The organism is Marisediminitalea lipolytica (genome assembly GCF_001758465.1).
Classification (GTDB): Bacteria; Pseudomonadota; Gammaproteobacteria; order Enterobacterales; family Alteromonadaceae; genus Alteromonas; species Alteromonas lipolytica.
In genome coordinates this window covers 302,153-315,221 of the sequence record NZ_MJIC01000014.1, presented here as the reverse complement: position 1 = coordinate 315,221, position 13,069 = coordinate 302,153, and the positions used below count along the sequence as shown (strand labels likewise).

14 protein-coding genes are annotated in these 13,069 nt (G+C 45.0%); 11 read left to right on the top strand and 3 right to left on the bottom strand.

From position 1 onward, the window contains the following. The first annotated feature begins 30 nt into the window (after nucleotides 1-30). From BFC17_RS12485 to BFC17_RS12470, 4 genes are all read left to right on the top strand, one after another. Nucleotides 31-468, top strand: a complete 438-nt coding sequence (locus BFC17_RS12485; protein ID WP_229680943.1) for a RidA family protein — start codon at nucleotides 31-33, stop codon at nucleotides 466-468. Between the two features lie 80 nt (nucleotides 469-548). Beyond that, nucleotides 549-1,148 carry a YigZ family protein gene (locus tag BFC17_RS12480; RefSeq protein WP_070176810.1) on the top strand — a complete coding sequence of 200 codons (600 nt, stop codon included), beginning with the start codon at nucleotides 549-551 and terminating at the stop codon, nucleotides 1,146-1,148. A 142-nt stretch (nucleotides 1,149-1,290) separates the two neighbouring features. Then, complete coding sequence (gene trhA / locus BFC17_RS12475) at nucleotides 1,291-1,926, top strand: PAQR family membrane homeostasis protein TrhA (RefSeq protein WP_070176809.1); 636 nt, start codon at nucleotides 1,291-1,293, stop codon at nucleotides 1,924-1,926. A gap of 24 nt (nucleotides 1,927-1,950) precedes the next feature. Beyond that, nucleotides 1,951-2,421: a protein-tyrosine phosphatase family protein gene (locus BFC17_RS12470; protein WP_070176808.1), complete on the top strand. Its 471-nt coding sequence runs from the start codon at nucleotides 1,951-1,953 to the stop codon at nucleotides 2,419-2,421. A gap of 1,126 nt (nucleotides 2,422-3,547) precedes the next feature. Here BFC17_RS12470 and BFC17_RS12460 read toward each other — a convergent pair. Together BFC17_RS12460 and BFC17_RS12455 are read right to left on the bottom strand one after the other, a co-directional pair. Continuing rightward, nucleotides 3,548-4,189 carry a hypothetical protein gene (locus tag BFC17_RS12460; RefSeq protein ID WP_070176806.1) on the bottom strand — a complete coding sequence of 214 codons (642 nt, stop codon included), beginning with the start codon at nucleotides 4,187-4,189 and terminating at the stop codon, nucleotides 3,548-3,550. A 200-nt stretch (nucleotides 4,190-4,389) separates the two neighbouring features. Continuing rightward, nucleotides 4,390-4,830, bottom strand: a complete 441-nt coding sequence (locus tag BFC17_RS12455; protein WP_070176805.1) for a MarR family winged helix-turn-helix transcriptional regulator — start codon at nucleotides 4,828-4,830, stop codon at nucleotides 4,390-4,392. Nucleotides 4,831-4,936: 106 nt separating this feature from the next. Here BFC17_RS12455 and BFC17_RS12450 point away from each other — a divergent pair, with 106 nt between their 5' ends. The 3 genes from BFC17_RS12450 (at nucleotide 4,937) to BFC17_RS12435 (ending at nucleotide 7,122) form a co-directional block, all read left to right on the top strand. Next, nucleotides 4,937-5,362 (top strand): organic hydroperoxide resistance protein, encoded by a 426-nt coding sequence (locus tag BFC17_RS12450; protein ID WP_070176804.1) that lies wholly within the window; start codon nucleotides 4,937-4,939, stop codon nucleotides 5,360-5,362. 461 nt (nucleotides 5,363-5,823) lie between these two features. After that, entirely contained in the window at nucleotides 5,824-6,315 is a 492-nt protein-coding gene (locus BFC17_RS12440; protein ID WP_070176802.1) for a VanZ family protein, read from the top strand. A 96-nt stretch (nucleotides 6,316-6,411) separates the two neighbouring features. Further along, a complete protein-coding gene (locus BFC17_RS12435; protein WP_070176801.1) occupies nucleotides 6,412-7,122 on the top strand; it encodes a metallophosphoesterase in 711 nt (236 codons plus the stop codon). 67 nt (nucleotides 7,123-7,189) lie between these two features. Here the strand turns inward: BFC17_RS12435 and BFC17_RS12430 are convergent, their stop codons facing one another. Further along, nucleotides 7,190-8,356, bottom strand: coding sequence for a nucleotide sugar dehydrogenase (locus BFC17_RS12430; protein ID WP_070176800.1), 1,167 nt, complete (start codon nucleotides 8,354-8,356; stop codon nucleotides 7,190-7,192). Between the two features lie 320 nt (nucleotides 8,357-8,676). Between BFC17_RS12430 and BFC17_RS12420 the strand changes: the two genes are divergently transcribed. The 4 genes from BFC17_RS12420 to BFC17_RS12405 are packed head-to-tail and all read left to right on the top strand — an operon-like array spanning nucleotide 8,677 to nucleotide 13,059. Beyond that, the gene (locus tag BFC17_RS12420; RefSeq protein WP_070176798.1) at nucleotides 8,677-9,096 is read left to right on the top strand and encodes a 3-phosphoshikimate 1-carboxyvinyltransferase; all 420 of its coding nucleotides are present in this window, start codon (nucleotides 8,677-8,679) and stop codon (nucleotides 9,094-9,096) included. Beyond that, nucleotides 9,096-10,274, top strand: a complete 1,179-nt coding sequence (locus tag BFC17_RS12415) for an outer membrane beta-barrel protein (RefSeq protein WP_175439565.1) — start codon at nucleotides 9,096-9,098, stop codon at nucleotides 10,272-10,274. Before BFC17_RS12420 ends, BFC17_RS12415 begins: the two co-directional genes overlap by 1 nt. Before the next feature lie 5 nt (nucleotides 10,275-10,279). Next, the gene (locus BFC17_RS12410) at nucleotides 10,280-10,837 is read left to right on the top strand and encodes a polysaccharide biosynthesis/export family protein (protein ID WP_083271710.1); all 558 of its coding nucleotides are present in this window, start codon (nucleotides 10,280-10,282) and stop codon (nucleotides 10,835-10,837) included. Nucleotides 10,838-10,851: 14 nt separating this feature from the next. Then, nucleotides 10,852-13,059: a GumC family protein gene (locus BFC17_RS12405; protein ID WP_070176796.1), complete on the top strand. Its 2,208-nt coding sequence runs from the start codon at nucleotides 10,852-10,854 to the stop codon at nucleotides 13,057-13,059. Nucleotides 13,060-13,069 lie beyond the last annotated feature (10 nt).

Here is a 13,069-nt window from a genome sequence, read left to right as displayed (position 1 = left end):
AACGTACCGACAGATAAACAGGAGCTTGTGGTGAACTTAGTAAAGTTAACCCTGATTATACTGCTTGCAGGCTTTAGCCAGCTTTCTCTGGCCAAAGTAAAATATTACCCTCATCCTAACGCTAATGCCCCGTATTCGCTGGCCACCCAGGTAGATAATGTGATTTATCTTTCCGGGCAGATCCCGCTGGATGAAAACGGCGATATGCCGGAAACGATGACAGCCCAGTCGCAGCAGGTAATGACCAACATCAAAAACGCCCTGCGCACTATTGGTTTGGGCATGGAAGACATTTTTAAATGCACCGTGATGATTGACGACATTAAAAAATGGCCCGATTTTAACGCGGTATACACCACTTACTTCAGCAAAGGTGCCTTACCGGCGCGCAGCGCCTTTGGGGTAGATGGCCTGCCCCTGGGAGCCATGGTAGAGGTAGAATGCATGGCGCACCTGCGCCGCATGTAATAGCTGGTTGCGCGTGGCGACCGATAAAATCGCCACCGCCCTATTCGGTATCACTGCGTTTTCGGTTACACTAGCGCCCGATGTCTTACCAAACTCCCAGCCAGGCACTTGAAGTGCTTTACGAAATCAAAAAAAGCAAATTCTTTGCTTTTGCCGCCTGCGCTCCCGACAGAGAAACCGCCATGCAATGGCTGGCCGATAAAAAGGCCCAGTACCCCGATGCCCGACACCACTGCTGGGCATATTTATTTGGCCGCCCCGATATGCCACAAAGCGTAGCTTGCTCCGACGACGGCGAACCCAGCGGCACCGCAGGCAAACCCATATTAAATGTGTTGCAGCATAAAGACGTGGGCGACGTAATGCTTATTGTTACCCGTTATTTTGGTGGTATTAAGCTGGGCGCGGGCGGATTAGTCAGGGCCTATTCCACTGCAGCACAACAGGTAATGGAACAGCTGAGTGTGACGCAACACATCGAATTGTGCAACATAGTGGTAAGCGCCGACTTTAAACACGAACAGTTTGTAAGACACTGGGTCGGTCAGCAACAAGGCCTGGTAACCGACTGCCAGTACAGCCATAAAGTGACCCTGAGCGTTGCCCTGCCCGCCCCCGAAATCGACGCTTTTACAGCCATGTGCCGCAATCAGGGCATCGACATCGTAACCACCGCATAACCCCCAGGAACTCTGACCAGCACAAACTTAGCTGCGATATGGCGATTAAAAAGCACCGATTGTCGCAAAACTGTCATAAAAATTTGAGTGTACAAGTGTTCGCCCAAACATTACACTGGGTAAAGACACTTAGGAGACACTGATGACTGCTATCACCAAACAAGCTTATTCCGTTGCCGAAGAATGGCTTAACAGCCTGAGCCACGGTTTGGGCTGCATTGCCGCCATTGTAGGCTTGGTGTTTATGCTACTGCGCGCCGAAACCTCGGTAAGTGTAACCGCGTCGGCCATTTACGGCGGCACGCTGATTTTTATGTTTCTGGCCTCAACGGTGTATCACGCCGTTACCTCCAGGAACGCCAAAGGCGTGCTAAAGCTGTTTGATCACAGCGCCATTTATCTGTTAATCGCCGGTACCTACACGCCGCTAACCCTGGTGGCCATCGGCGGCACACTGGGCGTGCTGGCAACCGCGTTTATCTGGCTGCTGGCCATTGCTGGCGTAGCATTTAAACTGATTGCCCGGCACCGTTTTCCTAAAGTATCGGTAATCACCTATCTGGTAATGGGCTGGATAGCGCTGGGATTAATTTATCCGCTCTATCAGGCGTTACCCGGCTCCGGTTTATGGCTGATTGTGGCTGGCGGTTTATGTTTTAGTATTGGGGTGTTGTTTTACATTGCTAAATCAACAAAATTCACCCACGCCATCTGGCATTTGTTTGTAATTGGCGGCTGTTGTTGCCATTACTTTTCAATTTACTATTATGTGGTGTAGAGCACTTCAACAAAAAGAATCGTTATGACATACAGCCTTAAGTGGTTTACCGTTGGTGCTGGCCGAATTACCCTGGGCGCCAGACCAACGCCAGAGTATTTGCAACAGTTACGCCAGCAAGGTGTTACCCACATTGCCACTATTCAAACCTCAGAAGAAAACAAACCTGAGTTAAAAAACGATGTTACCAGCGCCGGCCTGCACTGGTTATGGCTGCCCTTTAACGTAGCCGATATGTTTGTAAACAACGATACCGAAAAAGCGTTTTTACAACAGTATTTACAAGAAGTGGCCGAAACCCTGCGCGAAGGCAACTCGGTATATTTACACTGCGACGGCAACTGCGAACGCTGCCGCTTATTCCTTTACGCCCTGTGCATTTACCAAAGAATACCCGCCAGCAGCGCCTACAACATTATTCACAGCTTCGGCGGCGATAAAGCCAACCAACTCTCCCGAAGAGAGTTACAACAAGCCGCAGAAATAGTAGCGTAAACAATCCAAATCATCCCCAAACATCCCCCGTCATGCCGGAAGTTGCAACGCAACTATCCGGTATCTCCCAGGCACGCTTACTGAACTCAAAAAAGGGGATTTCACGTGAGTAAAACTACTCAGGAGATCCCGGCTCAAGGCCGGGATGACGGGGAAATATTGGCCGAAATGACAAAATGAAATCGGCCGGGAAAACGGAACATATTGACCAGAACAACGAGACAATACGCCACATCAAACCCAAACCTCCCCGTCGTACCGGAAGTTGCAACGCAACTATCCGGTATCTCCCAGGCACACTTACTTAACTCAAAAAAGGGAATATCCCGTGAGTAAAACGGCTCAGGAGATCCCGGCTCAAGGCCGGGATGACGGGGAAAGATTGACCATGCCGACGAAACAACACATCAACCCCAAAACTACCCCGTCGTACCGGAAGCTGCAACGCAGCTATCCGGTATCTCCCATGCACGCTTACTGAACTCGAAAAAGGGGATTTCACGTGCGTAAAACTGTTTAGGAGATCCCGGCTCAAGGCCGGGATGACGAGAATGTGGGCCGGGATGACAAAATGAAATGGGCCGGGACAACGGAACATATTGACCAGAACAACGAGACAATACGCCACATCAACCCCAAACAACACCGTCGTACCGGAAGCTGCAACGCAGCTATCCGGTATCTCCCAGGTACGCTTACTTAACTCGAAAAAGGGAATATCCCGTGAGTAAAACGGCTCAGGAGATCCCGGCTCAAGGCCGGGATGACGGGGTAGTATTAGCCCAAACTACCCCGTCGTACCGGAAGTTGCAACGCAACTATCCGGTATCTCCCAAACACGCTGACTTAACTCAAAAAAGGGAATATCCCGTGAGTAAAACTGTTCAGGAGATCCCGGCTCAAGGCTGGGATGACGGGGAAATATTGGCCGGGATGACAAAATGAAATGGGCCGGAATGACAAAATTAAATGGGCGGAGAAAACGGCATATATTGACCGGGGCAACGAGACAATACGCCACATCAAACCCAACCCCAAAAACAAAAAAACCAGCCGATAACTGACTGGTTTTTAGTAACTAAATTATGCGTATTCAGCCCGAGCCATGCCGCTCAGGCGATATAAATTAAAACAACTTAGTGCGACGACGCGCAGCAAACAGGCTGCCCAGGGCGAGCAGTAAAATGCCCATGTTACCCGGAGTAGAAACGTCTGAAGCAATCTTGTCGGTATCCACTAAAAACAGAGTGCGAGAACCACCGGCCAGAATCACATCGCCCCGATTAGACAACAACATGGTTCCGAACGTTTCGTCCTGATAGTTGCTACCAAAAGAGGCATTCATTGGATCCATTGCCAGGAAAGGGCGACCATCGCTTGAGCCATTGGCTGAATCGTCACCAAACAGAATATCGAACACTACGTTACCCGCGATGGCATTAATAAATACAGAAAGAATGCCCTGATCGCTTTGGTTGGTCAGCGTCCATAAACCCAGAGGATAACCTACAAAGTTACCAATACTGTCACCCGCCTGAACTAGCGACCAGTTATTACTTTGTACACCACCTGAAAAACCTTCCAGGTAATCAACGCTTGGGTCTTGCGTAAATGTTTGCCAAACCAGTGTTTCGCTAGAATTGTCTTCAAAGGTTACGGTAACTTCCATGCCCGCCATATCGGCACCGGTAACCGTGCTAATAAAACTCGCATTTGCCTGGCCACATGCAAACAACGCTACTACTAATGCCAACACAAATTTTTTCATGATACCCGCTCTTCAACTACATAAGGGTTTAACTTCTATCTCCACAAAAAGCACAAGTTATGCCAAAACAAAAATAACAAATAAATACAGCCATTTAAAACAAAAACCAATACCCAAAAAACACAAGATGTAAAAATTCCTGACAAACGTTTGGCGATAAATCAGCCAACATTGCTACCCATATAAACCAGGCCCACTACTTAGCTATGCGTTAAATCGCAATACAGTTTATCGATTAACCCAGTAAGCATTTGCAGCTCATCCATACTCAGGTTTTTAATGTGGCATAACAGCGCTTTGGGGATCTCAGCGGCATCGTTTCTAGCGGCACTGCCCTTACCGGTGAGCACCACTTGCTTAACCCGTTTATCCAAGGTAGAGGGCGTAATAGCCAGATAGCCTTTTTGTTCCAGCTTTTTAAGAATTAGCGTAAGCGCACCGGCATCTATACGGCATTTATCTACCAATGCCGAAATGGTTAACTGCTTATGCTCCCACAACGCCAACAGCACCAAATACTGCGGGTAGGTAATATCCATTTTTTGCAGCAATGGCCGGTAAGCACGGGTTAACGCGTTAGATACAGAATAAAAGCGGTGGCAAAGCTGATTGTCCAGCTTTAACAGGTCGTCGTCGGTCATAGTGTGATCACCTCTTTATATATTTTGCATACAAACAAATTGTCAGGCAACGCTTTAATTGCTACATTTATTTTGTATGCAAAGTAAATATAGATAAGGAGCCCACATGCATAAATTAGATTCCGTAGTGTATACCGGTATAGCCACCGTAACCGGCGGCCGCGCCGGCAAAGCCGAATCAGACGATGGCCGCCTGCAAACCGATTTATCCGTACCCAAAGAACTCGGCGGCGACAGCGGCCCGGGCACCAACCCGGAACAAATGTTTGCGGCAGGCTATGCCGCCTGCTTTATTGGTGCACTGGGCTTTGTGGCCGCACAACAAAAAGTAAAATTACCGGCTAACGTAAAAGTAACCGGCGAAGTAGGTATTGGCCCCATTGCCACCGGCTTTGCCATAAAAGTAAAACTCATTGTAGATTTGGGTGATACCGACACCGATAAAGAAGCCCTGGTGGCCAAAGCCCACGAGGTATGCCCTTACTCCAATGCCACCCGCGGTAACATAGAAGTTACCTTTGAAGTACTGTAAGCAGCCTCTTTCAAAAGCTAAAAGCAAAAAGGCACTGCCAGAAGCAGTGCCTTTTAAATGAAATTAAATACCGGTGATAAACCGTTACAGGTTGTACATGATCACATCGCCGCCAACACCATTGTAAGTGTTGCCCCCCCAACTCAGGGATCTCGCGTTCAGATAATACACAAAGTGAGGCGAGGTCTGGCGGCTCATGTATTTAGTGCCATTCGCAAACGCCCAGCCACCGTTTACCCAGAGGCCAACGCAACGGATCCCCCCGACAAAAATTTTTTAACCTAAACCAAATTGCCCGCCACACAATATTTACCGTTAAATCAATCAATATCAGTACCACCTCCGGCAAAACGGTTGAAAACCTGATCCCGGCCTGTCCTACCAGCGTAAAGGGTTGTACTAACCCCGGATAAATACGCTATAGTAGGTATTGACGCCGATATTATACGATCAGGACACCAATGAATGTTCAGGAAGAACCCCTTATAAAGCCCCGCACCACTTTATCGCTAATACTGGTGTGCGTGCTGGTATTCTTTGTTCTCTCGGCGCTGTTTTTTATTCCTGTTCCCAAAGAGCTGCAAAACAAAGTGGGCGGAGCCGTATTAAATACCGGCCACATTATCTTTTTTAGCCTGTTTGCGCTTACTTTTTACCCCTTTACCAAAGGCCGTAACCGCACCCGGCTACCCCGGTTTTTATTTATTGTGTTTATGTTAAGCCTGCTGATAGAAACCATTCAAAGTACGGTGGGGCGCACTTTTCAGTGGGAAGACATCATGCGTAACGAGCTGGGCGCTATTTTGGGCATTAGCATTCAAATGCATTTTCAGGGGCCACACAAAGCCCACTGGTTGCTGCGCATAGGCCTGCTAATTACCATTGTTACCGCCATTTTGGTAGAGCGCATGCCGTTAATCGAAAAAATCATAACATTAGCTGCCAACAACTAGTTATCACCCCAAGGCGGTTTACAACCCACCGCTAAATTTGCTACCAATACGGGTATAGCCAAAACCTAATCAACCCCAACTAAGCTGTTCAATAACATGAAAGTAAAAACCAACGCGATTGCCAAAGCGCCGTTAAGCAAACATATCAGTATCAGTAACGACAAACGCGTATTTGTGGTGGGCGATCTGGACGGCGACTTTACCCGCCTGCAAACCCAGCTGGATAAAGTAAACTTTGATCCCAGCCAGGACGTGCTGTTTAGCTTGGGCGATATTATCGACCGCGGCCCCGACAGCGTTAAGCTAATCGATTACATGCAAGAGATTGGTGCCCACGTGGTACTGGGTAACCACGAACACATGATGCTGGAATCACTGCTAAGCCGCGATACCTTTGCCCTAAGGCTATGGACCCAAAACGGCGGTAAATGGCATCAAACCACGCCGTTTCAAACCCTGGTAGGTATGTGTAAATGGCTGTTACAACAGCCGCTGGCCTACACGGTAGAATATCAGGGCCACACCATTGGCATTTCTCACACCTTACCGCCCACCTGGAGCTGGACCACCCTGCCCGGCAATACCGAAGCCTGCGTAATGCCGCTGCTGTGGGACAGAGAACGCTTTACCAAACGCAAACATCAGGTAAACCACGGCGTGGATTTTTCGGTGCATGGCCATAACTCTACCCCAAGCTGTATCTGGATTGGTAACTCGCTGCATATTGATACCAGCTATTACGGCCACCCCACGGTGATCAATTTAGCCGATACCATTACCACCTTTAAGCAAAACCCGCCCGCTTAAAAAAATCACGCAAAAAAATGGCGCTGTAAAAAGCGCCATTTTTATTAAAATAACTCACACTTGCTGGTTAATCGCTACCAAACAGATCCCGCGTATACACTTTATCGGCAACGTCTTTAAGTACATCGGCCTGGCGGTTTGCCACAATCACATCCGACATGGCTTTAAACTCTTCCAGATCGCGAATAACCTTACTGTTAAAGAAGTCATCACCAGTCAGCTCCGGCTCGTATACCACAACCTGAATACCCTTGGCTTTAATCCGCTTCATAATGCCCTGAATGGCCGAGGCGCGGAAGTTATCCGAGCCAGACTTCATTACCAACCGGTACACGCCAACCACGCTGGGCTTTTTGTTAATAATGGAATCGGCAATAAAGTCTTTACGGGTGCGGTTAGCCTCTACAATGGCCGAAATAATATTGTTAGGCACGTTGTTGTAGTTGGCCAGCAGCTGCTTGGTATCTTTTGGCAGGCAGTAACCGCCGTAACCAAAGCTGGGGTTGTTGTAATGGCTGCCAATACGCGGATCCAGCCCTACGCCTTCAATAATCTGGCGGCTGTCCAGGCCATGGCTTTCAGCGTAGCTGTCCAGCTCGTTAAAATACGCCACCCGCATAGCCAGATAGGTATTAGAGAACAGCTTAATGGCTTCGGCTTCGGTGCTGTCGGTAAACAGTACCTGCACGTTTTCTTTTTGCGCGGCCTGCACAAACAGCGCAGCAATTTTTTCGGCGCGCTCAGAACGCTCACCCAACACAATGCGCGACGGATGCAGGTTATCGTAAAGGGCTTTACCTTCGCGCAAAAACTCCGGCGAAAAGATAATATTCTGGCAATTAAAGTCCGCTCTTACCGACTCGGTGTAACCTACCGGCACGGTAGACTTAATTACCATTACCGCGTTAGGGTTAACGCCCATTACCTGTTTAATAACGCCCTCTACGGTACCGGTATTAAAGTAGTTGGTGTCCGGGTCGTAATCGGTAGGCGTGGCAATAATCACCAGCTCAGCCTCGGCAATGGCTTCATCGCCATTACTGGTAGCCACCAAATCCAGCTCTTTTTCGGCCAGAAACAGCGAAATCTCTTTATCTTCGATTGGTGATTTGCGGTTATTCACCAGGTCGACTTTTTCCTGGACAATATCAACAACCTTAACACTATTATGCTGAGCCAGCAGAACCGCATTAGACAGCCCCACGTAACCCATACCAACAACTACAATTTTCATCAAATTGTTCCCTTTTGATTTAAGACACTTAATCGAAGTGGTTTTAATAAGGGAGGAAAATACCACCCTTTTTCGATTAGCTCAAAGCACTAATGTACTTTACCGCCATTGCAATGATATGAATCTAAAGCATGCCGCGTTAGATGTCATTAAGCAGTCACACAAAAACATAACTATTGTGGATACAAATTTGCATACTACACAACAAACAACTTTAGTATTAGCGCTAAACAAATTTTTGATGCAATATGGTACGCATATTAGGCATAATATGATCCAAAACAGTGCATACAAAAATGCCAGTGGCAGTGTAAAGGAATATGGTGGAAAGCAATAAAGCAAACAGCGCGCAAGATCCGGCGCTAAAAAGTTTACTCGAGCGCATGCCGCCCGAAGTGGCTAACAGCTTTACAGAGGAGCAGCTTTCCCACTTGCATAGTGCGTTAGGCGCACGCAGTTGGAAAAAGCATTCGCTGGACATTCGTTCAACCTTCCCTATCCCTTTTGCCAAAAGCAGAGTGTACTTTGTACTGCTAATGGGCCGTAACCGCAGAGAACTCACGCGCAGAGAAAAACAAATTTCTGCTATTACTTTTGCGTTGTTTGTTGCGGTTTTCATCGGATTTTCGACACTATTTGGCCTACTTGTGTTGTATTTGATTAAGTCCGCCTTGGGAATTGACATATTTAAAGGTTATTCCTTTGGCGTTTGGAAATGGTTTAAGGAATTATGGAAGTAATGAGAATTGGTAACTCGAATATTTTTTTATTTTCCGCACTGGCGGTTGCAATTAGTAGCTCACCAGGACTTGCACAATCAGATGAAAAACCGGGTTTATTTGCATCGGCAGATATCTCTATAGTACATGATGATAATATTTATCGTGTTACTGATGACCTCGCCCAATCCGATACATTCCTTAGATTGGCTCCAGAATTAAGCGCTTTAGGAGGTATCGGTAAACATCGATTCCAACTTTCTTACACAGGCGATTATGCAAAATTCTCCGACGCAAGCGAAGCTGATTATGCCGATCATGATTTAAGAGGCAGAATAGACTTAGAGCATAGCTTACGTTTTAGTTCTCGTTTCGAAGCCGGTTATCAAAAAGATCACGAGGACCCAGGTTCTATAAACCGTCTTCAGTTAGACATGACTGAATACAACAAATACGATCAAAATTTTTTGCTGGCAGGTATAGCATATGGCTCAGAGCAAGCTATTGGCCGTCTAGCATTTAACTACCGTCGAACTGATAAAGACTACACCACAAACGATTTAGATTATTTAGATTTTGTCAGCGATCAACTTACTGGACGATTTACTTATCGCATAGCCCCAAATACCAGAGTGTACGCAGAAGCAATAATTTCAGAATTAAATTACACCCCCAGAACCACCTTTGAGCTTGACAATACATATAAACGTTATCGCGCAGGTATTACCTGGGACTTCACCGGCAAATTAACCGGCGACGTAAATGTAGGTTATCAGGATAGAGACTATGAACTTGATACACTTCGAGATATCGATGGTTTAGCTTACGATGGTGAAATTACTTGGTCTGTAAATACTTTTACAAAAGTGGTGGGGGCGGTAAAACGTGAATCTATTGATTCGTCTATAGAAGAAACTGGGGGGTTTCTAAGAACATCTTATGGAATTAACCTTAAACACGAATTAACGGAGCGTTTAAAAATTACAGCAGATGCAGGTTACTCTAAAGACGAATTAGTGTTCACGGCTAGCCGCGAGGATAAACGACATGCTTATCAGTTTGGTTTAGATTATGAGCTAATGCGTAATATTAAATTAACCGCTAATTATACCTATGAAGAAAGGGATTCCACATTATCAATTGCCGATTACCAAGCCAACTCAATTGGTATTGGTGTAATCGTATCATTGGATGATTAATAATTATGCTGACTCAAATTCGTTTCATAAAAAAGTTGTCACGCTTTATATGCGTTTTGTTTTTTGCATCAATCGCAGCTTTTACTTCTTATGCACAAAATTTACAAGATTATCAATTAGGTGCAGATGATGTAATCAGCGTGACGGTATTTGATGAACCAGACTTAAGCTTGAAAGAAGCTCGGATTTCCAGTACGGGCACCATCGCTATGCCTTTGATTGGTCAAATTAGCGTTAAGGGACTAAGCGTAGCGGATGCAGAGCGCTTAATTTACAACTCATATCTAGGTGATTACCTAAAAAAACCAGACATTACTATAACTATAGTTGAATACAGGCAATTTTATGTTAATGGAGAAGTAGAAAAGCCGGGGGGGTATAGTTACCGGGAAGGCATGACAGTACAGCGGGCCATTACATTAGCAGGAGGATTTACGGAACGAGCATCCCGCTCTAAGATTCGACTAACACGAGAGGGCGCATCTAATGGACCTATAGATGCTGTAATGAGTACTCCCGTTCAACCAGGCGATGTAATTACGGTTGAAGAAAGCTTTTTCTAACAAGGACTTGAGGTATGCAACACTTGGATTCCAAGAATGGATTTAATAAATACAACAGCGAACTGATCGACTTAAGCCAATATTTACGCGTATTAAGAAGACGTAAATGGACTATCGTGTTCATTACTATTGTATCTATTGCTTTAGCAATATTTTACATTAGTAAAGCTACACCGATTTACCAAGCTACTGCAAAAATTCAGGCTGACCCAGTTCAACCAAACGCTACGTCTCAAGATCAATATATAATGAATTCAATGGTTTTTCTGTTTTATGAGACACAGTACGAAATCATTCAGTCTCGAAAAGTAGCGGAAACTGTTGTAGACAAATTAGGGTTGGTTGCGAAATTTAAAAAAGAAATTGCTGAAGCAAAAGAAAATGGCGAAAATGAAAGCATTTTAAAGAAAATAAAGAAAACCATTAAATCATGGTTACCCTCTGATTCAGAAGAAACTACTCCCTCTCCGTTAAGTGATTCACAATTACGAACGATGATTGCTCAGACAATTCAAGCAGGATTATCTGTTGAAGGCGGAACTCAAAGCCAGGTAATCAATATTGGATACCAACATGAAGATCCGGTTTTAGCAGCGGCTATTGTGAATGCAATAAGTGAGTCTTATATCGAATTTGGACTGGAATCTCGTTTAAGCCAAATTAAAGATACTGCTGAATGGTTGTCCGAACAACTTGAAGATTTAAGAGCGACTCTTCAAAACTCTGAAGATAGACTGAGAAACTTTAGACTAGCTCAAAACCTCATGGATACTGAGCAACAAGAACGTTTATCTAATACCCAATTACAAACACTCAATACTGAGCTAGTTCGCGCGCAGTCCGCGCTATCAGAAGCAAAAGAGCTTTATGGACAAATAATTCAGTTAGAACAAGAAGGAGGGGACTATAGATCGCTAGGTCCAGTACTTCAAAGTAATACGATACGAGACTTAGTGAGGGAGGAAAGCACACTTAGTCGAAAAGTTCAGGAACTTAGTGAGAGATATGGCGAGAAGCACCCTAAAATGATTGCGGCTCGTTCAGATTTAGCAAGCGCACAATTAAATTTAGATCGTGAAGCAGCAAAGATTGTAGAAAGTATTAAAAAAGAATATCGCTCAGCACAAGCACAGGAAAGAAATATACAAAACTTGATAGCGAAAACAAGAGATGAATTGCAATCATACCAAGGTAACAGCTTTGAACTTACTCGTTTAGAGCGAGAAGTAGAAAATAATCGACGTATCTATGAGAGCTTTCTTGGCAAGCTAATGGAAGCGGACGTTTCTGGTGATTATGACGCGTCTAATATAAGGGTAATCGATAGCGCGACTATTCCAGAGTGGCCAATTAAGCCAAATCCAACGCTCATTTTTGCAGCAAGTGTTGTAATTGGAGCAATGTTTGGAATCATATTTGCGTTCATCCGCGAATTTATGGGGAATGTTTTCCGTACTCCAGATCAGCTAGAGCGAGAATTGTCACTTCCTTCTTTAGGAGTTACACCTCTTGTTAAGAAAGGAAAAAGCACTGCCCCTCCTGAAAAACAATATATTGCTGACCAGCGGAGTACTTTTGCAGAAGCAATTAATACGATAAGAACAGGATTGCTTTTCTCTAATATTGATAATCCACCAAAAACAATATTAATAACTTCAACAAATGGTTCTGAAGGTAAAACTACACTAGCTATAAATCTAGCCGTAGCACTTAGTCAAATGGATAAAACCTTATTGATTGAAATGGACCTCAGAAAACCAGCTGTAGGTAAAGACCTAGGAATAAAAGCAAATCTTGGCTTAAGTGACTTACTTAGCGGGAAAACAGATACAAATGTGTTTCATAACGTTGAAGGTGCTCCTAACCTAAATGTAATTACATGTGGCACAATCCCACCTAATCCCATGGAATTAATTTCTAGTAAGCGATTTGCTAATTTACTTAACTCACTACGAGACCGTTTTACACATATCGTTATAGACAGTCCTCCAACGTTACCAGTTAGCGACTCATGTGTATTAGCTAAAATGGTCGACGCAACGATAGTAGCTGTAAAAGCAGAAGATACTAAAATTAGTACTGTAAAAGAGACTATATCAAGGTTGCATAAAGTAAATGCAAACATTACCGGCGTAGTGCTAACTCAGGCTTCACCACAGAAAATGAGTTATTACGGTGAGCATTATTATCAAGATAGTTACTACGGTGTAGAAAAAAAATGAACGTAGAACT